Below are 20460 nucleotides of genomic sequence, written 5' to 3'. Positions count from 1 at the left end.
CCCAATGCAAGAACGGAAAATTACCCTGATCGATATCGGGGCGGGCGCGCTGCCGTCCGTCACTCAGGTCGCGGCGCAGAACACGTCGTGGTTCCCGATGGTCTACGTGTCGCCAGGCACGCCGCCGGTGGAGGGCGTCACGCCGGAGCCGGTCGCCGACGGCGTCCTGATCGAGTGGGACGCCGTCGATCAGGCCGGGGTGGTCTACATCATCGAGCGGGGCCCCAGCCAGAACGGGCCGTGGACGGAGATCCACCGGACCACCGAAACCCGCTACCTCTACAGCGATGGCAGCGGCCAGAAGTGGTTCTTCCGAATCACCGCGTCCGTGCGGGGGAAGCCGGGGCAGGGCACGGTGGTGGAGGCCACGCCCGCGCCGACCACCGCCGAGTTGATCGCCGCCCAGCAGAAGCTGGACAAGGAAATCGTGGACCGCGTGCTGGCCGATGGCAATGAGGCTGCGAGTCGCGTTCGCGATATCGCGCTGGTGAACGCCGGGCTGGTGCAGGAGGCGCAGACCCGCGTCACCCAGATCGGCCAGACCATGGACGCGGTCGCCGCCGAGAGCCAAACGCGCGCCACGCAGCTGCTCAACGAGAAGATGGAGCGCCAGGCTGCCATCACCGCGGTCAGCGAGACGCAGCAGAACGGATTCGATTCGCTGTCCCGCGCGCTGTCCGAGGTCGCCGCCGGCAGCGGCACGCAGTTCGACAGCAAGACGATCTGGCACTTCACGACCACGGTGGAAGGGTGGGGCAGCAACGGAGGAGCGCCGACTCTCAACGATGGCTGGCTCCGCCCGACCAACAACAGCGCATCCTACGCACAATCGCCTGCGGCCCTGGGGATCGACGGCAACGCCTATCGCTTCATCAAGCTGCGTATGCGCAGGACCGGCAATCCGATCTGGCTTGGCCTGGTCCGCTGGACGACGGAGGCTGATCAGGCTTGGAATGACGGGAAGTCGACAACGATCGCGCCGCCGGCGTTCGATGCCGCCGGCGTTGCCACCGTGGACATCAGCGATATTCCATGGTCTGGCCCGTCGCCGATACGGCAGGTGCGTATCGCTCTCACCCGTGGCCAGACCGTCAACGACTATGTCGAGTACGACTACATCGCCATCGGCCGGCCGGCCCCAGGCGCCAGCGTGGCGCTGGTACAGGAAGAGACGCAGGCCCGGGTGACTGCGCTCGCCGCGGAGGCAACCCAGCGCAATACGTTGGCCGTGCAGATGCGCGGCAACTATACCGGGAACGATCTCAGCCAGGCGCAGGGCTTCGTGGGTGACGAGCGCACCGCGCGAGTGGCGGCCGACAGTGCGCAGGTTCAGCGGATCAGCACGATGGAAGCGAGGATGCCTGCAGGTGCAGGCCCGCTCGCAACCACTGCAACTGTCACTGCGCTACAGGAGGCGATGGTTGCCGCCGACCAAGCCAATGCCCAAGCAACCACGAAGGTGTCATCGGATCTGCGCGCGGCGTTGAGCCGGAGCCTCAACTTGGTGATCAACGGCGACCTGGTCAATGACCTCGCTGGATGGCAGATATCGGGTGGCCAGCCTGGCGCATGGTCGGTCAGCGCCACGGAAGGTCGCGGTGGCGGCAAGTGCCTGAAAGGCGCCAGCGTGCCGTTTGGGGTGGTCACTTCGGCACAGGCCAACCTCAATGAGGGAATCGAGGTCAAAGTTGGACGGCGCTATCGGCTGCGGGCCTGGGTAAAGGTCAGTGCGGACTACGTTGGCGACACCGACAATTCAAAGATCCGCGTAGGTGCCGTCCGCACTGACGGCACGGAAGTATTGCTGTGGTCGCGCACCTACAACTCGGGTTGGACCAACTGGACGCTGGTGGAGGCCGTCTTCACAATTGCAGAGGGCACAGCGCGGTTCCGCCTGTCAGCCGGCCTTCGCAATACTGCGGGCTATGTTCTGGTCGATGACTTCGAGCTCGTCGACGTCACCGACGAAGAGCAGATAGCGGCCACCGCATCTGGCTTGTCTTCCCTCACTACGCGAACCGGCATCATCGAAGGGACGCAGAATGCGCAGGCAACTTTGATTGGGCAAGTCCAGTCCGGACTGACTCAGACCAACGGCAACGTCACCGCCGCCCAGCAGGCCGCGCAGGCCGCGGCCGATGCCGCCGGGGCGAAAGGCAAGGTCATCTATGGGGCGGCGGCACCGATGGTCGCCGATCGCTTGCCGCAGAACCTGTGGATCGATTCCACGGGAAATGCCAACACGCCCAAGCGGTGGAACGGGACGGCGTGGGCTGCCGTAAGCGACAAGGTGGCGACAGATGCAGCTGCGGCAGCAGCAGCAGCGCAGCAGACCGCCAATGCGGCGCAGAGCCAGGCAAGTGCCAATGCCGGTGCGCTCAGCACCTTGGACACAAAGGTCACGCAGCAAGGAGCAGCACTGACCTCGCTGGGTCAGGCGATCACCACCGTCAACGCAGAGCTCGATGGCCTGCGCACGCTCGGCGACAACCTGATCCCCAACAGCAACTTCTCCGCCGGTCTGCAATGGTGGTCCCTGCAGACGCCGTTCCCGGTGTGGAGTGAAACAGCTGGCGACAGCCGCCCTGGCGTAACGATGACACGTACCACGTCGTCGAACCCTGCCTTGGGTGCGATGGACGCACAATGGATTCCCAACCGTGGGGCACGGCGATACCGAGCCATCGTGCGCGCAATGGGCGTGTCCGGTGCCATGAACCTGATGCTGCGTCTGCAGCGCCAAAATCGCGAAACCCTCGCTGTTGGCTACAGCGACAAGCAATTGACGCTGACTTCTGGCTTCGCCACATATAACGTCGACTTCGACGCTGTGGATGCCACGATCGGGTCCGTGCGCCTGTGGGTCTATAACTACCCCAACAATGCGGTGGTGAGGGTCGATAGCGTCGAACTCTACGACATCACCGACCAGCTGGCTGCAGAGGCGAATGCAGCCGCCACCTCGACGCTCAGCGGCAAGGTGACTTCGCTGGAGGGCACCACCACAGCTCAAGGGGAGGCCATCACCAGCGTGAATGCCGCGATTGCCGCTACGCAGGCTGCCGGCCCTAACATCGTCATTGATGCGGGGTTCGAGGGATTCGCGTCAGAGCAGATCATCCATACCCTTGCCGCGGCTGGGGAGTTCCGCGCCAAAGCAGGCAATGCAGGTAGCTCGTGCTTCGAGGGCACCCGGGTCGGCTTGCTCCGTCGCACCGTTGCGCCATCCACCGGCAACACTGATGCGTACTTCGGGCCCAGCATCTCAGTGGTGACGGGGCGGACTTACTTTATTGAGGCGGTGGTCCGCAATAACAGCTTCTTCTCAGGAGTGGCGCCCGGTGCGGCGGTGTTCCGATTCGGCCTCAGCGTGCTCACCAGCGGTAACGCCCGAGCATGGCATGCCGGTGTTGAAAATCGCCGTTTGGACGCGCTGAGCCAGTGGACACGCGTCTCTGCCTACGTGACCGTGAACACCCCGAATGCGCGGTCAGCTCAGCTCTGGGTATCAATTCCGGGGTCGATGCCAACGGGCGGGTTGACCGATCAGAACGTGGGCGTGTTGGTAGACAACGTTATCTGGCAGGACGTGACCGACGCGTATGGCGCCAAGACGACGGCCGATGCGGCCGCTACCGGCCTATCCGCGCTGACCACGACCGTCACCCAGCAGGGCGGCCAGATCACTGCCCTCGGGCAGCAGGTCAACCAGGTCGGTGCCAGCGTTGCTGGCAAAGCTGACACTCAGGTCGTGCAGACGCTTACGGCCATGGTGAAAGACACGATGACCGGTGGCGGCAACCTGCTCTCCAACACATTGTTCAAGGATGGGCGGCGTGGTTGGGGATGGTGGAACTCTGGCAATGGCACGTGGAACGAACTGGGGTTGGTCGCAGGGCCGGAGTGGTCTCCGCCTGGCTTGGCCCATTTCGGTGGATTTGCACCCTCGAATCTTGCTTTGAACACCCAGTTCTGGGCCGGTGACGAACAGCCCGTGCCTGTCGTCGCTGGGAAGCGCTACTGCTTTTCCGCCTACATCAACTGCCACCGGGTGGGCTTGGCCCTCCTGATTTCCTTCAGGGATGCCAACGGCAACACGGTTGGCGAGCAGTATTCCGGGCCTGCCGATGCCACCAACATCCGGCCGCCCATCACGCTGGAAAGGCTGAAGCGCTTGAGCGCGTCCATGGTTGCGCCGGCCAGCGCCGTCTATGCGCGGGTCGGGTACTACCTCAGGGGCCTGGGCCTCAGCAACAACGAGGGCAACTACTTCTGGATCTTCCAGCCTATGCTGGAAGAGATGCGTGAGGGGCAGACTGGCCCGTCCCCGTACTCGGCGGGCGGAGGCGAGACTCTGGCTGGCTATAGCCTCTACGTCACGGCCGACGGCTTGACCGGCGGTATGGTCACGAAGAACGACGGCAAAGTCGTGGACATGAAGATCTTGGCCAACGTCCTCCAGATCCTCAGCCCGAACCAGCCGGAAGGCATCGAGATGCGCGATGGCTACATCCGCGTATGGAAGGGGAACTCGCAGCGGATCATCGGCACCGGCTTTGGCGGCGGGGACCTGATGGACTACTTCGGGCCGAACGTGGGTGCCGGCGCCGCCAACAAGCTGAATGCCACGATGTGGATGGATGTAAACGGAAACGCCTACTGGGGCGGTTCGCTGTCGGCAGGTATCTGGAAGAACGCCAATCGCACCAGCAGCACCGCTGCCAATCCATACGTTGAGGTCGGTCCTTTCGTGGCGCACGGTAAACAGCGGGTGGTGGTGGCATCGTTCAGCACGTTCTCTCCGACCTACACCACCTGGTATGACGGAAGATCCTCGAGCAACGAGCCGCCGCCGCCAGCAATCGCGTCCAGCACCGTTCTACGTCTGCGTCGAAACGTGGGTGCTGGTCTGGAGTTGGTTTCCCAGCAGGCTTTCCCCGCGTCCGCCGTATTGGTCAACCTCACCTATCACGATCGTGACGCTGGTATCCGGGAATTGCCCAACGGGGGGTGGCAGCAGGAGTACTACTTCGCCTGCAGCGGTTCCTTCACCGCTACCGAGCCGGGATCTACCTTCCAGAACTTCATTTACGAGGGCGCGATCACCACGCAGGCGATCCCGCAGATCGTGAGTCAGACCATCGCAGTGGTCAGTACCGAAGAGCCATAGGCGGCACCACTGCCTCGTACCAATCGCTGACGCGGCGGCCAGCGTTCCCAGCCGCCGCACTACCAGGAGAGAACTATGAAATTTCGTGCAAAGCTGCAGATGGAAATGAAGACGGCAGACCAGCGCGGCGTCGTTACGCTGAGCTTCGTTCCGCTCGATGCGGGTGTGCCGCAGATGACGCTATCGGTGTCGCCAGCGGCTGCGGCCGGCATGGAGGTCGGTCGGATCTACAGCTTCACCGCGGAGGTCGAGCCCGAAGACGAGGCCGCCTGAGGCCTCAGGCGACCTGGTCCAACAGGGTCCGTTGGTTGTTGCGCGGCGTGTTCACAGTGCGGCTGACGCGATAGGCCTCCATCGCCGGTGGCTCGCTGGCAAGCAGTAGACCGCCTCTTTCGATCGGCGGGCGGAGCTTGGTGCTTGGACTTGATGACCAGCGACGGCATGTGCAGACTGTACGGGAAAGTACACAGGGCAAAGCCGGTGACGCACCAACATACCCATGATGGCTCCTACACAGTGCAGCTCTCGGTGGAAGGCCGCGAATACTCTGCGGAGCTACGATGCGACAGTAACGCTGAGTGGACGTTGCTATCCATCGAAGTTGAAGGGACCGCGGCACAGGCCCTGAACTGGAGGGCCTCCTCCTGTGTTGATGCCTTGGTCGCAGCGGAAGCCCTTGCCAAGCAGATCATGGAAGTAATCGCTGACGAAGGTAGTCGCCCAAAAGTGTGATGAAAATCGCGGTTTTCACCGAACGCTTGCGACGACTGCCAAAGTACTATGGCTAATCGGACCGCTGTCTGACGTTGAATGGACTGAAATCAGGGGGTGAGCCTGCGGCTCCATTCGGAAATCGCTCGGCGAACTCGGCGAATCTAGCAGCCGCGATTGCTTGATGCACGCTACAGCCAGGGCATTGCAGCACTACTCCTCCGCCGAGAATATTAACTAGCGTCGGCGGGCCCGAGGCGGTGAATGCCGTTCGGCAAAGCATGCACTCGGCGCGCACTTCCTTGAGCGCAGTGCAGTTCGCTCCAAGCACCTTGCCAGGACCGCTCACCACGTCATATAGGTAAAAAAAACCTGTATTAGCCATTGCAGGGTCCTTGCTACAAAACCACTTCGCAGCGGTGCGGGGCCAAGAGTGTCCACTCTAGCTGAACGGTGGTCAGGAGTGGGAGTTGAAGAATGCTCCCTCCTGCCTTCCCGCGCATTGACCAATGCCACCTTTGACTGCGTGGTTAGGTCCCGGAGCTCGGGGGCCTGAGTAGCCCGGCCCCCCTTTGCTTCGTCCTCACGGGGTGTCGCGGAATTTGAGACCGCGGCCCGTATCCTGCGCGCATGCTTCCTCCAGACTTCCGATGGCGCTCGGTCGGCAGCTGCGCCGATGAACTCCCCGATGCCATCTACTGCGGCATGACGGAGGTGCTGCGCCTGTCGCAGCGAGTGGACGACAAGGTCTGGTGGGTCGAGGTGGACCGTCATCTTGACGACCAGCACCGCGGCCGCAGGATCTGTACCAGCTACGAGCAGGGTGTGATCGGGTCTGAGCTGTGGGCGGTCCGGCATCAGCAGCGGCTTCGCCTGCAGATCGATCAGCGTGAAGTGGCTCGCGCTGCCCAGCGAAAGAACCGGACCTAGTAGTCAGTCAGCCGGCGTTGACTCCGTATCGTCGCGTGCGACCGCCGGCGGCGACAGTGGCTGCATGGATCAGAAGAGCATTGGCAAGGCGCGCTGGGCGCGCGCGAGGGCAGCTTCGCTATGGCAGCAGGCCGACGACTTGGACACTAATCACAGCGGCGACTGGCGGGCGAGAGCGACTCGGAGGCGGGGTGCTGATCGCCTCCGCGCTGAGGCCGCTCGATTCGAAGGCATCGCCAACCGCCTACACGTCGGCTATGACGAGGAGGCCGCATGAGGCTAGGGTGGCTCGACCGCGACGTATAGCTCTGCACCCTAACGACGTGCAACCTATTGATTGTTATTGGGCGATTTGAGAGATTCCTGTCAGGGCGAAAGACAATGGTTCGCCTTTTAAAACAGTGACATAGGTAGGACTCGCGCACTGCCTGGGGGGCAGAGGGTCGTCGGTTCAAATCCGGCCGTCCCGACCAATGTTGGTGATTCGAATGAAGGCTTGTGCAGCGATGCGCAGGCCTTTTTTCTTTTCTGGCTCCCCGTTCGCCGACATTCTCCACGGCGCTATCTCAGCCATCGCGCCAGCTCACGCTCGCCATGCGCGGTGATCGTCAACACGCGTGATCCGGACTGCCGGCGGACCAGATCCTGCACCAACATCGCCTGCAGCAGGGCTGCGCCGAGTTGGCCTGCCAGATGGCAGCGGCGCTCACTCCAATCGATGCACCCGCGCAGCGCGGGACGACGCAGATGCGCGTTGGGCAGATCGATGCCGAGCGCGTGCAGGCCCTCACGACCGTTTGACGTCAGGCACCATGCGTCGCCGCTGACGCTGAACCAGCCCTGCTCACGCCAGTGCTCGGTCAATTGCACGGCGATCTCGCCGGCCATGTGGTCATAGCAGACGCGCGCGCGCCGAACTCCGGTATCTGTGGGTCCGAGGCGCTGCTTGGGCTGGACCGGTGCCGAGACCACAAAGAGTGCCTCCAGCGCATGTGCGACGTCGCTGCTGGCGAGCCGGTGGTAGCGATGTCGTCCTTGCTTCTCGATCGTGAGCAGGTCGCCTTCGACCAGCTTGGCGAGATGGCTGCTGGCAGTCTGCGGGGTGATCGTGGCTTCCCGGGCCAGTTCGCCAGCGGTTCTGCTGCGCCCATCCATCAACGCGGACAGCATCCGGGCACGTGCCGGATCACCGATCAGGCTCGCAATACGGGCAATGGGAGGCACGGTGGTCATGGTTCGATACGCGCCGAAGCGTTCGTGGCAGGAAGAGGCTGATACTTCGCGCATCTTCACATGATTGATCCCATGAAGCGCAGAGCGATGCTGAAACTTCCCGGGCTTGCACTGGGTGCGAGCGTATTTCCTGTCGGCGGACACACTATGGCCGTGGGCGCGGCGGCACAGTCATTCGAGCTGCCTTGGCAGCATCGCGGCGAGTCACTGACGCTTGCGCTCTATCGGCAACCGGCGGGAGGCGAGGTGGTGCTGTACGTGCACGGCGCGACCTTCCCAAGTGCACTGGCGGTGGGCTGGAAAATGCACGGTGTGTCGTGGATGGACGATCTGCAGCAGTCTGGCTTCGATGCGTGGGCCCTCGACTTCGCTGGCTACGGTGACGCGCAGCGCCCCGCGGTGTTTGCCAAGGATGCAAACGCGGGCCCACCGTTTGGTCGATGCGACGACGCAGCCGAGCAGATCGTCGCAGCGCTGCAGCACATCCGTACTGTCAGGCCAGGCGCACCAATCCACTTGATTGCCCACTCCTGGGGCACGTTGCCCGCGCAGCGCGCCGTGATCCAGCACCCGGAGATCGTGTCGCGGCTGGTGCTGTTCGGGCCGCTTGTTCCCCGTCATGGCAGGCAGGTGAGCGGCCCCACCGACGCGTGGGCGCTGATGGACGAAGCAGCGCAGCGTCCTCGCCAACGTACCGGCATGCCCGAGAGCCTGCCAACCCCTGTGACTGACATGGAACTGGATCGATGGTGTGCGGCTTACCTGGCCAGCGATGAGACCGCGTCCCAACGCACGCCACCGTCTGTGCGGATTCCGAATGGTCCCTCAGCCGATGTCGCCGCCTCCTGGGGTGGGCAATCGCTGGTCGACAGCGCGGCGATCCAGATTCCTGTGCTGATCGTTCGCGGTGAGTGGGATCACGTGACCACTGACGATGACGCGCGGCATCTCTTCGATACATTGCGCAACTGCCGCGACAAGCGTGACGTCAAGATCTCCGGTGGAAACCATTGGCTGCATCTGCAGCCGCGGCGGGTTGCGTTGTGGGCGGAAGTCAGGAGCTTTCTAAGCGAGCGCTGAGCGAGCGCAGTGAGGAGGTCGCTGACTGCACCGTCATAGCGCGACGCCTTCGCGCAGCGCGTACGTACTGCGCCAGAGTGTCGCCGGCTTCGATCTGCTGGGTGTGGATGTACTCATGGATGTTGTTCTGGCCGTTGTTGTGGAACGGCTGCGGTAGTCGCGGCGAACACGCGGTGGGTCAGCGGCCGCACCGACGCCCAGTAGCGGGGCCAGGCGTCGATGGCGGCCACGTACTGCTCGGCGGTATAGCCGCGGGCCTGCCTCAGGGCATGCAGGCCGGGCGAGCCCCTGTCAATGTAGAGCGACTGGATTAGCCGCTGTTTACGCGCGGGATCGGCTTCGCTGCGGATCGCGTCGTGGGCGATCCAGAAGTTCTCGATGTCAGCGGTGACGACCTGCGTCGAAGCGGGAGGAGCTGCAGCAGTCGGGCCGAACGGCACACCTGCAACGAGCAGGGCCAACAGGGTCCGCTTCCATGCCGTCATGTTCTTTCTCTCCCGGTGGGTCATCCACCGTTGGATGCAAGTGACGACCGAAAGGTTTAAAGCCGTTGCCTCACTGGCCGTGCAACGGCAGTGGCCGGTCGATCACCACATCCTTCATCACCAGCGTGGAGGTCAGCCGCTGCACGCCGGGCAGGGCCGAGAGGTGTTCGTCGTAGAGCAGCCGGAATGCGGCCAGATCGCGTGTGATGACGTGCAGCAGGTAGTCCGGATCACCGAACAGGCGCTGGGCCTGCAGGACCTGCGGTACGTCAGCGACGGCGTGCTCGAAGGCATCCACCGCCTGTCGGTCGCCGTCGCGCAGGGTGACGAATACCAGGGCCGAGAATTTCAGACCCAAGGCGGCCGGATCGAGCTCGGCGCGGTAACCACGGATCGCGCCGGATTGCTCCAGGGCGCGTACGCGGCGATGGCAGGGCGAGACGCTCAGGCCGATGCGCTCGGCCAAGTCGGTCACGGTGAGGCGGCCGTCTTTCTGCAGCTCGGCAAGAATCCGCTGATCGGTGATGTCCATGCGCAAGAGTTTCCTCCTGCAGCGCCGTATGGGGCAAGTATTTGGAAGCACATTCCAGAGACGCGGGAATATTCTCCTGTCTGGCACGTAGATCGCGGCAAGACCGCCCCTGGACCCATGCACCCCAGCGTCATTGCCGCCTTCTGGGCGGTCTCGATCCTCTTTGTGCTCACTCCCGGTGCGGATTGGGCGCACCTGATCGCCGCCGGCCTGCGCGGGCGGGCAGTGGCGCCGGCAGTAGCCGGGTTGTTGTCTGGCCACCTGCTGGCGATCGGGCTGGTGGCCGCCGGCGTCGGTGCGATGTTTGTGCGCGCACCGGTCGCGCTGCACGTACTGACCGTGTTGGGTGCGCTGTATCTGCTGTGGCTGGGCATCGGGCTGCTGCGCCATCCGCCGGTCGCCGCCGCCGAAGCGGGGCAGGCCGTGGCGGGCTGGCGCCACTGGGCGGTCAAGGGCGCCTGCGTGAGCGGGCTCAATCCCAAGGTGCTGTTGCTGTTCCTGGCGCTGCTGCCCCAGTTCATTTCCGCCAGCGCGGCATGGGCGATGCCTGTGCAGATCCTCGCGCTGGGCATGGTGCATCTGGTCAGCTGCGCGGCGGTCTATCTGGCCGTCGGGTATGGCGCCGGTGCCGTGCTGCGCACCCGCCCCCGTGCATCACGCGTGGTCGGCCGCATCTCGGGCGCCGCGATGATCCTGATCGCGGTGCTCTTGCTGAGCGCAACCGGCACACTCTGACCCCACGTTGTCCCCACGAGGATCCTTGGCATGACCGAACAGCTCCATCCCTACGCGACGCCGGGCAGTGCCCCGGTCCCGGCCCCGCGCGTGCGTATCCCGCATCTGCAGCAGATGAAGGAGCGCGGCGAGAAGTGGGCGATGCTCATCGCCTACGACATGTATACCGCGGCGATCTTCGAAGACGCCGGCATTCCGGTGTTGCTGATCGGCGATTCGGCGTCCAACAACGTGTTCGGCAACGACTCGCTGCTGCCGGTCACGGTCGATGAGCTGATGCCGCTGTTGCGCGCGGTGAGCCGCTGCACGCGCCGGCCGCTGGTGATCGCCGATCTGCCATTCGGTTCCTACCAGGCCTCGCCGGAGCAGTGCTTCCATACCGCCGTGCGTTTCATGAAGGAAGGCGGGGCGCATGCGGTCAAGCTGGAGGGCGGCATCGAGATGGTGCCGCAGGTACGCAAACTGGTCAGCTGTGGCATTCCGGTGATGGCGCACATTGGCTTCACGCCGCAGTCGGAGCATCAGCTGGGTGGCTTCCGCGTGCAGGGGCGGGGCGACGATGGCGCGCGCCTGATCGAGGAAGCGCGTGCGCTGGAGGCGGCAGGTGCGTTCGCCGTGCTGATGGAGATGGTGCCCGGCGCGGTTGCCGCCCAGATCACCGCGGCGCTGAAGATCCCCACCGTCGGCATCGGGGCGGGCAGCGACTGCGATGCACAGGTGCTGGTCTGGCAGGACATGGCCGGGCTGCGCACCGGCAAGCTGCCGCGCTTCGTGAAGCAGTACGCGGACATGCACGGGCTGCTGCAGAAGGCGGCACGTGAGTTCGCGGCTGAGGTGGGGGCAGGCACGTTCCCCGGCCCGGAACACACGTTCTGATCGACAGGCGTATCGCCTGAGGCGCGTGCCCACCCCGCCCAATGCCGCCGGTCAGCATCCGGTGATGGATCATCTGGAGCTGATCGTGGGCGCGCAGGGCGATGCGCAGGGGCTGAGCATGCACACGCGGGTGTTCGGGGCTGGCGATTGGACCGGGCAGGGCGCGTGGCGCTCGGTGTCCTGGGTGCTGCCGGTGCCCGCACGCGGCGGGTTCGTCCGTGCCCGGGGCAGCAGTACTGCCGAGCGCTCGCCACTGCCCGATGTGCCGGGTGAGGATCCCTGGCCTGCCCCCGCATGCGACGAAGAATGGGCGGGTAGGGGCCATCGGGGTAGAGTGACTGCTCAACCCCATGGACGAGGAAAGAGAAAAAGATGGCGGTGCGCACCTTGGTAGCGGCGGATCTGGAACAGGCCAGCCGCATCTGTATGGCGGCCTTCATGGGATCGGTGGCCGATTCACTGACCCCAGTTGGTATCGAGACGTTTTCCCGCATCGCTTCGGTGGAAGGATTCCGTACGCGGATGTCGCACGACAACCTCATGCTGGTGTTCGAACAGCAGGACCGTATCGTCGGTGTGGCGGAGCTCAAGGAGGGCCGCCACGTGGCGATGTTGTTCGTGGACCCTGCCGCTCAGCAGCAGGGCATAGGCAAGGCGCTGATGGCCGCCATGATCGATCACGCACGCGTGGATGTGCTGAGTGTCAGCGCTTCGCTGTCGTCGGTGCCGGCGTATGAGCGCTATGGCTTTGCGTGCGCAGGCGAGGCGGCCGAATCCTCCGGCCTGAGGTATCAGCCGATGAACATGCAGCTCATGGCCCGTCCCTGACTTCACACCGTTCAGCCGACGCGTTCACGAAGGTGAGACAGCCCAGTGGCTACGGTGGAGTCCTGTCATTCAACCCGATTCGGGGAAAGGATCATCATGATCAAGTGGGCCATCATTTTTGCTGTCATCGGCCTGATCGCCGGCGCCCTCGGTTTTGCGGGCATCGGTGGCGCCGCCATCGGCATTGCCAAGTTCCTGTTCTGGGCGGGCATCATCATCGCCGTCGTGCTGTTCGTACTCGGCATGACCATCGCCAAGAAGGTGACCTGACCGGGCGCGCGCCTGCGCCAACCGTCAGGAACGAAGGCCTGCGCGATTTCGCGCAGGCCTTTTCATTGGTGGCTCTCGTTCCAGCGCACGCAGCTCACTGGAAATACACCGATACCCCCAGCCCGGCCTGCGTGTCCGGGCTGTCCTCATCCAGGCCCACGTCGAACGAGGCATCCAGCTGGACTGTCGGGGTCACCATCCAGGTGATGCCAGCCCCCGCTATTCCGGTCGAAGGCTCACCGTCGCTATCGGTGAAGCCCGCCTCCAGATAGGTGCTGATGGTATCGGTGGCGGCAAAGCTCAGGCTGGGTGCCCAGGTCACGCTGTCCTCGCTGCCACCGCGGGTGACATTGGCGTACAGCGCGCCGGTCCAGTGATCGTTGAACGCGTACTCGTAGCTCGCACCCAGCGCGTACTGCGTGGCGCCTTCGCTGAAGTCGCGCGAGCCGGTGGCGAAGGTGGTACTGGCCAACAGCGCCACGGCGTGCGTGTCCGAGGGCAGGGGCAGGGCGAACTTCAGGCCGACGCCCACATCACCGGCACCGCTGCTGCGCTCGGCGGGGGCATTGCGCGGTGCCACGCGCAGATGGTTCCAGGGCGAGGTGAAGGCCTGCAGTTCCACATGGCTGGCCAACCCGATACGGAGGTTGATGTCGGCACTGTACTGCGTGCTCAGCACCCCCCCGTCGTCGCGGTCTCGGCTGAAAGCGGGCAGCCCCGCCTCGAGCGCGACGCCACCGAGGGGCAGGGTCGAGGCGGCAAAGCCGATGCCGGGGCGATCGAAGGCCAGGTCCGGCGGCGCGTCCTGCTGCGCGTGCACCGCACCGGAGAACAGCAGAGAAACCAGCAGGGCCGAACACCGCATGCGCACGCTCCAGGCCGGCCGATACCGGCATCAGGCGCAGTCAGCCTGCCCCTTGGCCGGAATGTACCACGGTGATTTCGGCGGTCATGTGCAGGTGTCGGCGGCACCCGCCCGCAGGGCGGTGTGCGATGTCGCTCAGCGTGCTGGCCGGGTCATGGCGATGAGGGCATCACGCACGCGGTCGGTCGCCGCGTCCGGCGTGGCGTCACAGCCGAGCACACAGGCGCGGAGCAGGAAGCCATCGGCGGCATGCCGCGCGGCGGTCAGTTGCGCATCACCACGGTCCAGCGGATGTTCGCGCAGGACCGCATCGAGCCACGCACGCCGTGCGGTGATCCAGTCGCTGTCGACGTGGTGCGGCCGGCACTGCGCACTGATGGTGCGCCCGATATCGAACAGCTCGGCGATGTAGGCACGCGAGAACCGGCCATGGGCCTGACTGTCACGGTCCATGCGCTGCTGGATCGCGCGGTGGAGATTGGCCACGATCGCATGCGCGGCCAGGTCGTCATTGGCTGCTCGCAGCAGCAGGGTATCGGTTGCGTTGTGCATTCGCGCCTCCAGGACACCGGTGGGGGAAAAACGTGGGTTCAGCCGCGTGGCAGCGCCGGACCGCCCTGCCGCAGCAGCGTGTCCAGCAGCGCGACGACGCGTTCGCCCTGGCCTTGGCAGGCCAGCTCGAACGTGGTCTGCCCGTCGAGCGCGGGCAGGGGGGAATGCAGAATCCATTCAAGAACGGCGGCGCGGTCCGGTTCGATCTGCAAGGCCAGATCCGCGACACGACGTACGATTCCCTGACGCATGATCAGAATCCGTAACTGAGGGAGAGGGCGGCGGTGTCCATGTGATCGCCACGGGTCATCGGGCTGTCGCGCACGGCATCGGCCAGCGACGTGCGACGGATCGATGCGGTCGCGGTCCAGCGCGGGCCCAGCGGCATCACCGCGGCGATGTCCATGTATGGCGACACGCCGCTGCCGGCCGAGTAATGCGCCAGGCCACTACGGGCCGCTTCGCGTTGGCTCACGCCGAAGTAGTAGTCGTTGAGATCGGCGCTGGTGTAGGTCACCCCCACCGCAGGCATGAAGGTCACGCGGCCAGCGGGAACCGGGTAGGCATATCGGGCATCGGCCGAGAAGCCACCCCCGTGCCCGGTCACTTCGGCCTGCGCGTTGGCCTGCAGCACGCCCCAGTCGGCCTGGTGGCGCCAGGACACGCCCAGCATCCCGGACAGGCTGCGGTTGTCCAGCTGGCGCAGCTGCGGGTCATGACTGTCGCGGCGTTTGAAGCGCATCACGTACGGCGAGGCGGTGAGTGCCAGTTCGGACTGCGCGGTCTGGTGGAGGCGATAGCCCACGCTGCCACCGCGGAAGAAGAACGAGCGGCCTTCCCAGCTGACGATCGGGGCGGCCAGACGATCGGTGTCATAGCCGGCGTACGGGGCCTTGAGGGCGACAACGGCGATGCCGACGCTTCCTTTCCTGCCCGCTTCGGGGGCATCGGCGGCCTGGGCGCCGGTGGCGGTCAACGCAGTGCCCAGGGCCAGGCCAAGCAGAGCGGAAGAAGGACGCGAAAAGCGGAAACGGACGTGCATGGACCTGCCGAAGGGGAACAACCGGAGCCTCATGGTGGGCGCCCTACATTGTCGGAACGTTACGTCGGCGTGCGCGGTACCATCGCCTCCTTCGTACCCCGCAGGCACCGCTCCCATGCGCCTTCTTCTCCTGGAAGATGATCCGGAAATGGCCAGCGCGATCCAGGTCAGCCTGGCGCGCCATGGCATGGTGGTCGACGTGGTCGGCTCGATGGCCCAGGCCGATGAAGCGCTCAAGGCCGGCGTACACCAGATCCTCCTGCTGGACCGCCAGCTCCCCGATGGCGATGGCGCCAGTTTCGTCCAGGTCGCCCGTGAGCGGGTGCCGAACCTGCCGGTGATCATGCTGACCGCGCGCGCTTCGGTGGCCGACCGGGTCACCGGGCTGGATGTCGGTGCCGATGATTACCTGACCAAGCCCTTCGCCGTGGAAGAACTGCTCGCACGGATCCGCGCGATCTCCCGGCGCCCCTCGCAGATCACCCTGCCGGTGTTGTCACTGGGCCGGCTGCAGTTCGATTTCGTGGCGCGCGAGGCACGCGTTTGCGATGTGCTGCTGGCATTGCCGCGGCGGCAGCTGCTGGTGCTCGAAGCGCTGGCGCTGCGCCAGGGGCGCACGGTGGGCCGCGCTTCGTTGCTGGAGGCTGTGTACGGTTTTGACGATGCCATCCAGTCCAATGCGCTGGATGCGCATGTCTCCAAGCTGCGCAAGGCGCTGCTGGAAGCTGATGCCGGCGTGGAGATCCATGTCATGCGCGGCATCGGATACCTGCTCAAGGACACGCCGTGAGACTGCTCAAACCCGATTCCCTGGCCTTCAACCTGGTCTGGAAGGTGTGCCTGATCCAGGCGGCGACCATCGCGCTGGCGTTGAGTGCGATGGTGCTGACCTACGGCGAGCGTCGCTCGGCCTACATCGACTGGAAGACCAGTGACCAGATCGCATCGGCGATCTCCGTTGGCGCCCAGGGGCTGGAGGCGGATCCACCGAAGGTCGCCCTGGCCGTGCCGCGCCCGCCGGCCACGTTCTGGTTCGCCGCCGCCGACGAACGCGGCCGGCGGCTGGTGCATGGCGAGGTGCCCGTGCAGTACCGCCCGTTGGTCGCGCGGCTGGATCACATCGAGCAGACCGATATCCGCACCCGCATCAATGCCGATGCGCTTGCCGTGCGCGTGGTCGTCGTGGATCGGCCCGAAGGGCGATTGCACGTGGCGGTGGGCGGCATTCCCGAACGCAGCATCGTGCGGCAGCTGCTGTTGATCTTCCGCTATCTGGGGGGCTGGATCGCATTACCGGTGCTGGTGATCACGCTGGTGGTGGCGCCGTGGGTGATCCACCGCGCGCTGCGCGGGGTCAACCGCGTGGCAGCGCAGGCGGCCGCGATCCAGGTCAACGAGCGTGGCAGCGGCCTGGATACGCGCGCGGTACCGCTGGAGATCTACCCGCTGGTGGATGCGTTCAACGCGGCCGTGCGCCGCATCGGTGAAAGCTACGACGCCCAGGACCGCTTCCTCGCCGGCGCAGCGCATGAGCTGCGCATGCCGATCGCGATCCTGGCCACGCGGCTGGCCGATCTGCCGCCCGGCGAGGCACGCTCGCGCCTGCAGCTGGACCTGAGCCGCCTGAGCAACATCGCCGAGCAGCTGCTGGATCTGCAGCGGCTGGACCGCCACGGCAGCCAGTCGCAGCGCATCGACCTCTCCGCACTGACCCGTGAGGTAGCCGCCGACGTGGCGCCGCTGGTCGTGGATGCCGGTTACGGCTTCTCGGTGGACGCCCCCGACCAACCGATCTGGGTCCGCGGCGATCCACATGCACTGCACCGTGTCATCGCCAGCCTCCTGCAGAACGCCATCGCCCACGGCGGTGGCCGCGGCATGATCGCGGTGGCGCTGCACGATGACGGCAGCCTGTCGGTCAGCGATGAAGGCCCTGGTGTGCCCGAGGCCGAGCGGCTGTCCGTGTTCGAGCCGTTCCATCGGTTGCGGCCCAGCGGCAGCGGCAGCGGGCTGGGCCTGCATCTCGCGCGTGAGATCGTGCTGCGGCATGCCGGCACCATCGCCGTGGACAGCGCCCCCGGTGGTGGCGCGCGGTTCCTGGTGGTGCTGCCGGTGGATCCGCGGCCGGTGCTGGCAGCGACCCCGGCATGACCAATGGCAGCTGATCGGGCAGAGGCGTCGTGGGACAACGGACAGGTCCCCCTTTCAGGTGCCGGTTCGATGCGCGTACGTTCGCTGTTCGGTGTGATCGTGATGTCCGGCCTGGCCCTGTCCGGCCTGGCCCTGTCTGGCCTGTCCGGGTGCGCCACCTATGACGATGTCGCCTCGCGCCCGCAGTGCGAGGATTCGCCGCAGGTGAAGGACCTGCCGGCGCAGGTCGCCCGCCGTGAAAGCCGCTGCAATGAGTTGAACATCCGGTTCAATGACGGAGGCGGTGGCGACAGCAAGCCGCTCGATTTCGGCGGCAAGAACAAGGACGGCTGATCCCGTGTGGGATCAGCGTTTCGCCGGCCCGGCCGGCGGCTCAGCGCAGTAGGCGGTGATGACCTCGGCGGTATTCTCCAGCCCCTTGGCCTTCGCCAGTTCCCAAGGACGTTCGCACTGCTGTGTGCGTTCGCACCAGCGGTAGCCTGCCGAGCCGATGCACCCGTGCGCATCGCGGTCTGCGCCCGGTACGCCCGCAGTGGGTGAGGGTGGCGGTGCAGGATGGGCGCAGGCGGTGAGGGCGGCGAGCAGGGGAAGCAGGGGAAGCAGGGGAAGCAGGGCGGCTCGAATGGACATGGACCCTCCATGGGCGCTTGAGGTCGCAGGCAGTCTCGCGCCGGGTCCGTCGATGCCACGTGCAGGATGCCGGGTTCACTCCTCCATCACTTGGCGTGGGCTGATATGGCGCGGAACGGTTCCGCCGATGCTGCGTTGTAGTGCATGACCAGCGCCGTGGAAGCGATGATGCGTTGAAGCAGGATGCTTGCGACGAGTCTGCGTGGGTATCGCCTGTATCAGGTTCGACGCCAGCTTGTCAGCGCCACGGCCAGGAGGCACGCCATGAAACTGCTGTTTTCGATGCGTCACATTGCGCTTGCTGCGGCACTCACCTGTGTCTGCGCCCAGGCCGATGCCTGCACGCGCGTGGTGTACCTGGGCGACAACCAGGACGTGATCACCGCCCGCTCGATGGATTGGAAAAGCGATGTCGCCACCAATCTATGGGTGTTGCCCAAAGGCATCAGCCGCGATGGCCAGGCCGGTCCGCGCTCGATCCGCTGGACGTCGCGCTACGGCAGCGTCGTCGCCACCGGCTACGACATCTCCACCACCGACGGCCTCAACGAAGCGGGACTGTCAGCCAATCTGCTGTGGTTGGCCGAATCGGAGTACCCACAGCAGCGTGGCAGCAAACCCGGGCTGGCGATTTCGTTGTGGGCGCAGTACGCGCTCGACAATTTCGCCACCGTTGCCGAGGCCGTCGCCGCGCTGGAACGCGAGCCGTTTTCCATCGTGACCGACAAGGTGCCGGGCGAATCGCGACTGGCCACGCTGCACCTGTCCTTGTCCGACGCCAGCGGCGACAGCGCCATCGTCGAATACATCAACGGCAGGCAGGTGATCCATCACGATCGCGCTTACCAGGTGATGACCAACTCGCCCGTGTTCGACCAGCAGTTGGCGCTGAACGCGTACTGGCAGGAGATTGGTGGCACCGTGATGCTGCCCGGCACCAACCGCTCGGCCGATCGGTTCGCACGCGCGAAGTTCTACATCAACGCCATTCCGAAAAGCGAAGATCCGGTGGTGGCGCTGGCGAGCGTGTTCAGTGTGATCCGCAATGTGTCCGTGCCCTATGGAATCACCACGCCGGGGGAGCCGAACATTTCTTCCACCCGCTGGCGAACTGTCGCCGATCACAAGCGCAAGCTGTATTTCTTCGAATCGGCGATGACACCCAATACCTTCTGGGTGGATCTCAACAAGGCCGATTTCTCGCGCGGTGCGCCGGTGCTGAAACTCGCCCTGGGGCCGGACCAGCGCAATGTGTTCGCCGGCGACGCGCTGCCCCGATTCCAGCCGGCCGAACCTTTCCGGTTCCTTGGTACCGATAGTTGAGCAAAATCAGACTAATCCGATACCCGTAGGCTGCGGCCTGCTCTATCGTTCCTGCTGAGGGATGGATCCCTCCCGTCGTGAGCTTCTCGCCCAGGCATGCCGCAAAGGAACGATCCGCATGGTGATCAAACTGCAACATATCGAACGCCGCTGGCACGTCGTGCATCCGGCCAAATCCGCACCGATCGCATTCCGCAACGGTGCCACCGCCTTTGACTTCGCCGATGCCCTGGCGCGCGAGCATTTTGCCGAAACCGGCAACAGCAGCGCCGTCCGGGTGCAGGTGCTGGAAACCTACGTGGACGCCGTGCGCTACGGCTGAGCGGCCGTGAAGCAGCCACCAGAACGGATGTGACCGGCTTCGGTCGGCTCAGTCAGCCTCGCGTCGGGTACCTAAATAGGGCATGAAATCAGCGACTTCTGGCCTATGTCGCCCGGCCGGACGATCACCGATCCTGTGCGCCTCCCCACACAGCATCGAGGTCCCCCATGTCCAACAACCGCCCTTCCCAGGCAGCCAGACGATTGCGCTGGGCCGTGGTGCCGGCCCTGATGGCGCTGGCCGGTGCCGCCCAGGCGCAGAACTACGACCGCTACTACGACGACGGTTACAGCGGCGGCCCGGTGCGTTGCGAGTCGATCAAGAACCGCACGCAGCAATGCGCCTTGCCGGGCCGTGCCCGTCTGGTGCGGCAGATCTCCGGCTCGCCCTGCGTGGAAGGGCAGACCTGGGGCCAGGCCCGCAACGGCGTATGGGTGACGCAGGGTTGCCGGGCCGAGTTCATCGCCGAAGGTGGCCGCGGCGGCCGCTGGAATGGCGGCGGTGGCTGGGGGCACAACGGCGGCGGCAACAGTGGCCGGGGCCAGATCCTGACCTGCGATTCCAATGACCATCGCCGTCAGCGCTGCGTGGCCAATGTGCGCCGCGAGGCGCGGCTGATCCGCCAGACCTCGCGCAATGCCTGCATCGAAGGCCGCACCTGGGGCTGGGACCGTACCGGGGTCTGGGTGGACGGCGGCTGCCGGGCACAGTTCCAGATTTACTGA

The 20460-nt window shown here is 65.2% G+C and carries 23 protein-coding genes; 15 read left to right on the top strand and 8 right to left on the bottom strand.

From position 1 onward, the window contains the following. The first annotated feature begins 4 nt into the window (after positions 1-4). The 4 genes from NJD74_RS10220 to NJD74_RS10205 all read left to right on the top strand — a co-directional run bounded on the left by NJD74_RS10220 (position 5) and on the right by NJD74_RS10205 (position 6811). Entirely contained in the window at positions 5-5170 is a 5166-nt protein-coding gene (locus tag NJD74_RS10220) for a carbohydrate binding domain-containing protein (protein WP_319624103.1), read from the top strand. Between the two features lie 75 nt (positions 5171-5245). After that, on the top strand, positions 5246-5443 hold the full coding sequence (locus NJD74_RS10215; RefSeq protein WP_319624102.1) for a hypothetical protein: 198 nt from the start codon (positions 5246-5248) through the stop codon (positions 5441-5443). Positions 5444-5587: 144 nt separating this feature from the next. Further along, positions 5588-5902, top strand: coding sequence for a hypothetical protein (locus NJD74_RS10210; RefSeq protein WP_319624101.1), 315 nt, complete (start codon positions 5588-5590; stop codon positions 5900-5902). Positions 5903-6511: 609 nt separating this feature from the next. Beyond that, positions 6512-6811, top strand: a complete 300-nt coding sequence (locus NJD74_RS10205) for a hypothetical protein (protein WP_319624100.1) — start codon at positions 6512-6514, stop codon at positions 6809-6811. Positions 6812-7372: 561 nt separating this feature from the next. Here NJD74_RS10205 and NJD74_RS10200 read toward each other — a convergent pair. Next, complete coding sequence (locus NJD74_RS10200) at positions 7373-8098, bottom strand: helix-turn-helix transcriptional regulator (RefSeq protein ID WP_319624171.1); 726 nt, start codon at positions 8096-8098, stop codon at positions 7373-7375. Positions 8099-8104: 6 nt separating this feature from the next. On the opposite strand from NJD74_RS10200, the gene NJD74_RS10195 reads away from it, so the two are divergent. Next, positions 8105-9124, top strand: coding sequence for an alpha/beta fold hydrolase (locus tag NJD74_RS10195; protein ID WP_319624099.1), 1020 nt, complete (start codon positions 8105-8107; stop codon positions 9122-9124). 113 nt (positions 9125-9237) lie between these two features. Here the strand turns inward: NJD74_RS10195 and NJD74_RS10190 are convergent, their stop codons facing one another. Both NJD74_RS10190 and NJD74_RS10185 read right to left on the bottom strand, forming a co-directional pair. Next, positions 9238-9609, bottom strand: a complete 372-nt coding sequence (locus NJD74_RS10190; RefSeq protein ID WP_319624098.1) for a hypothetical protein — start codon at positions 9607-9609, stop codon at positions 9238-9240. 70 nt (positions 9610-9679) lie between these two features. Then, positions 9680-10141, bottom strand: coding sequence for an Lrp/AsnC family transcriptional regulator (locus tag NJD74_RS10185; protein WP_319624097.1), 462 nt, complete (start codon positions 10139-10141; stop codon positions 9680-9682). A gap of 117 nt (positions 10142-10258) precedes the next feature. On the opposite strand from NJD74_RS10185, the gene NJD74_RS10180 reads away from it, so the two are divergent. The 4 genes from NJD74_RS10180 to NJD74_RS10165 all read left to right on the top strand — a co-directional run bounded on the left by NJD74_RS10180 (position 10259) and on the right by NJD74_RS10165 (position 12850). Further along, positions 10259-10876 carry a LysE family translocator gene (locus NJD74_RS10180; protein ID WP_319624096.1) on the top strand — a complete coding sequence of 206 codons (618 nt, stop codon included), beginning with the start codon at positions 10259-10261 and terminating at the stop codon, positions 10874-10876. A 30-nt stretch (positions 10877-10906) separates the two neighbouring features. After that, positions 10907-11752 carry a 3-methyl-2-oxobutanoate hydroxymethyltransferase gene (gene panB / locus NJD74_RS10175; protein ID WP_319624095.1) on the top strand — a complete coding sequence of 282 codons (846 nt, stop codon included), beginning with the start codon at positions 10907-10909 and terminating at the stop codon, positions 11750-11752. A gap of 372 nt (positions 11753-12124) precedes the next feature. Further along, positions 12125-12580: a GNAT family N-acetyltransferase gene (locus NJD74_RS10170; RefSeq protein WP_019182773.1), complete on the top strand. Its 456-nt coding sequence runs from the start codon at positions 12125-12127 to the stop codon at positions 12578-12580. Positions 12581-12676: 96 nt separating this feature from the next. Beyond that, on the top strand, positions 12677-12850 hold the full coding sequence (locus NJD74_RS10165; protein WP_019182774.1) for a DUF1328 family protein: 174 nt from the start codon (positions 12677-12679) through the stop codon (positions 12848-12850). Between the two features lie 94 nt (positions 12851-12944). Here the strand turns inward: NJD74_RS10165 and NJD74_RS10160 are convergent, their stop codons facing one another. From NJD74_RS10160 to NJD74_RS10145, 4 genes are all read right to left on the bottom strand, one after another. Then, positions 12945-13715, bottom strand: coding sequence for a transporter (locus tag NJD74_RS10160; RefSeq protein WP_102788054.1), 771 nt, complete (start codon positions 13713-13715; stop codon positions 12945-12947). 135 nt (positions 13716-13850) lie between these two features. Then, positions 13851-14267 carry a hypothetical protein gene (locus tag NJD74_RS10155; protein ID WP_070470891.1) on the bottom strand — a complete coding sequence of 139 codons (417 nt, stop codon included), beginning with the start codon at positions 14265-14267 and terminating at the stop codon, positions 13851-13853. Positions 14268-14305: 38 nt separating this feature from the next. Continuing rightward, the gene (locus NJD74_RS10150) at positions 14306-14518 is read right to left on the bottom strand and encodes a hypothetical protein (RefSeq protein ID WP_046273230.1); all 213 of its coding nucleotides are present in this window, start codon (positions 14516-14518) and stop codon (positions 14306-14308) included. A 2-nt stretch (positions 14519-14520) separates the two neighbouring features. Next, positions 14521-15309 (bottom strand): MipA/OmpV family protein, encoded by a 789-nt coding sequence (locus NJD74_RS10145; protein WP_019182778.1) that lies wholly within the window; start codon positions 15307-15309, stop codon positions 14521-14523. Positions 15310-15424: 115 nt separating this feature from the next. Here NJD74_RS10145 and NJD74_RS10140 point away from each other — a divergent pair, with 115 nt between their 5' ends. The 3 genes from NJD74_RS10140 to NJD74_RS10130 all read left to right on the top strand — a co-directional run bounded on the left by NJD74_RS10140 (position 15425) and on the right by NJD74_RS10130 (position 17793). Further along, a complete protein-coding gene (locus NJD74_RS10140; protein WP_019182779.1) occupies positions 15425-16099 on the top strand; it encodes a response regulator transcription factor in 675 nt (224 codons plus the stop codon). Then, entirely contained in the window at positions 16096-17460 is a 1365-nt protein-coding gene (locus NJD74_RS10135) for a HAMP domain-containing sensor histidine kinase (RefSeq protein WP_319624094.1), read from the top strand. The genes NJD74_RS10140 and NJD74_RS10135 overlap by 4 nt, the downstream gene beginning before the upstream one ends. Before the next feature lie 69 nt (positions 17461-17529). Continuing rightward, the gene (locus tag NJD74_RS10130; protein WP_319624093.1) at positions 17530-17793 is read left to right on the top strand and encodes a hypothetical protein; all 264 of its coding nucleotides are present in this window, start codon (positions 17530-17532) and stop codon (positions 17791-17793) included. A 12-nt stretch (positions 17794-17805) separates the two neighbouring features. On the opposite strand, the gene NJD74_RS10125 is transcribed toward NJD74_RS10130, so the two are convergent. Further along, positions 17806-18090, bottom strand: a complete 285-nt coding sequence (locus NJD74_RS10125; protein ID WP_319624092.1) for a peptidase — start codon at positions 18088-18090, stop codon at positions 17806-17808. Between the two features lie 282 nt (positions 18091-18372). Here NJD74_RS10125 and NJD74_RS10120 point away from each other — a divergent pair, with 282 nt between their 5' ends. The 3 genes from NJD74_RS10120 to NJD74_RS10110 all read left to right on the top strand — a co-directional run bounded on the left by NJD74_RS10120 (position 18373) and on the right by NJD74_RS10110 (position 20460). Continuing rightward, positions 18373-19413, top strand: a complete 1041-nt coding sequence (locus tag NJD74_RS10120; protein ID WP_319624170.1) for a linear amide C-N hydrolase — start codon at positions 18373-18375, stop codon at positions 19411-19413. 118 nt (positions 19414-19531) lie between these two features. Next, positions 19532-19735: a hypothetical protein gene (locus NJD74_RS10115; RefSeq protein WP_019182784.1), complete on the top strand. Its 204-nt coding sequence runs from the start codon at positions 19532-19534 to the stop codon at positions 19733-19735. Positions 19736-19902: 167 nt separating this feature from the next. Next, on the top strand, positions 19903-20460 hold the full coding sequence (locus NJD74_RS10110; RefSeq protein ID WP_046273229.1) for a DUF3011 domain-containing protein: 558 nt from the start codon (positions 19903-19905) through the stop codon (positions 20458-20460).

It is taken from the genome of Stenotrophomonas sp. RG-453, from assembly GCF_033843685.1.
Taxonomy (GTDB): Bacteria; Pseudomonadota; Gammaproteobacteria; order Xanthomonadales; family Xanthomonadaceae; genus Stenotrophomonas; species Stenotrophomonas bentonitica_A.
This window is presented reverse-complemented; position numbering and strand designations above follow the sequence as displayed.

Excerpts from the sequence above, each read along its gene's own strand:
- NJD74_RS10220 (WP_319624103.1), top strand. The coding sequence starts at position 5 with ATGCAAGAACGGAAAATTACCCTGATCGATATCGGGGCGGGCGCGCTG.
- NJD74_RS10215 (WP_319624102.1), top strand. The coding sequence starts at position 5,246 with ATGAAATTTCGTGCAAAGCTGCAGATGGAAATGAAGACGGCAGACCAG.
- NJD74_RS10205 (WP_319624100.1), top strand. The coding sequence starts at position 6,512 with ATGCTTCCTCCAGACTTCCGATGGCGCTCGGTCGGCAGCTGCGCCGAT.
- NJD74_RS10200 (WP_319624171.1), bottom strand. The coding sequence starts at position 8,098 with ATGCGCGAAGTATCAGCCTCTTCCTGCCACGAACGCTTCGGCGCGTAT.
- NJD74_RS10195 (WP_319624099.1), top strand. The coding sequence starts at position 8,105 with ATGATTGATCCCATGAAGCGCAGAGCGATGCTGAAACTTCCCGGGCTT.
- NJD74_RS10190 (WP_319624098.1), bottom strand. The coding sequence starts at position 9,609 with ATGACGGCATGGAAGCGGACCCTGTTGGCCCTGCTCGTTGCAGGTGTG.
- NJD74_RS10185 (WP_319624097.1), bottom strand. The coding sequence starts at position 10,141 with ATGGACATCACCGATCAGCGGATTCTTGCCGAGCTGCAGAAAGACGGC.
- NJD74_RS10180 (WP_319624096.1), top strand. The coding sequence starts at position 10,259 with ATGCACCCCAGCGTCATTGCCGCCTTCTGGGCGGTCTCGATCCTCTTT.
- panB (WP_319624095.1), top strand. The coding sequence starts at position 10,907 with ATGACCGAACAGCTCCATCCCTACGCGACGCCGGGCAGTGCCCCGGTC.
- NJD74_RS10170 (WP_019182773.1), top strand. The coding sequence starts at position 12,125 with ATGGCGGTGCGCACCTTGGTAGCGGCGGATCTGGAACAGGCCAGCCGC.
- NJD74_RS10165 (WP_019182774.1), top strand. The coding sequence starts at position 12,677 with ATGATCAAGTGGGCCATCATTTTTGCTGTCATCGGCCTGATCGCCGGC.
- NJD74_RS10160 (WP_102788054.1), bottom strand. The coding sequence starts at position 13,715 with ATGCGGTGTTCGGCCCTGCTGGTTTCTCTGCTGTTCTCCGGTGCGGTG.
- NJD74_RS10155 (WP_070470891.1), bottom strand. The coding sequence starts at position 14,267 with ATGCACAACGCAACCGATACCCTGCTGCTGCGAGCAGCCAATGACGAC.
- NJD74_RS10150 (WP_046273230.1), bottom strand. The coding sequence starts at position 14,518 with ATGCGTCAGGGAATCGTACGTCGTGTCGCGGATCTGGCCTTGCAGATC.
- NJD74_RS10145 (WP_019182778.1), bottom strand. The coding sequence starts at position 15,309 with ATGCACGTCCGTTTCCGCTTTTCGCGTCCTTCTTCCGCTCTGCTTGGC.
- NJD74_RS10140 (WP_019182779.1), top strand. The coding sequence starts at position 15,425 with ATGCGCCTTCTTCTCCTGGAAGATGATCCGGAAATGGCCAGCGCGATC.
- NJD74_RS10130 (WP_319624093.1), top strand. The coding sequence starts at position 17,530 with ATGCGCGTACGTTCGCTGTTCGGTGTGATCGTGATGTCCGGCCTGGCC.
- NJD74_RS10125 (WP_319624092.1), bottom strand. The coding sequence starts at position 18,090 with ATGTCCATTCGAGCCGCCCTGCTTCCCCTGCTTCCCCTGCTTCCCCTG.
- NJD74_RS10120 (WP_319624170.1), top strand. The coding sequence starts at position 18,373 with ATGCGTCACATTGCGCTTGCTGCGGCACTCACCTGTGTCTGCGCCCAG.
- NJD74_RS10115 (WP_019182784.1), top strand. The coding sequence starts at position 19,532 with ATGGTGATCAAACTGCAACATATCGAACGCCGCTGGCACGTCGTGCAT.
- NJD74_RS10110 (WP_046273229.1), top strand. The coding sequence starts at position 19,903 with ATGTCCAACAACCGCCCTTCCCAGGCAGCCAGACGATTGCGCTGGGCC.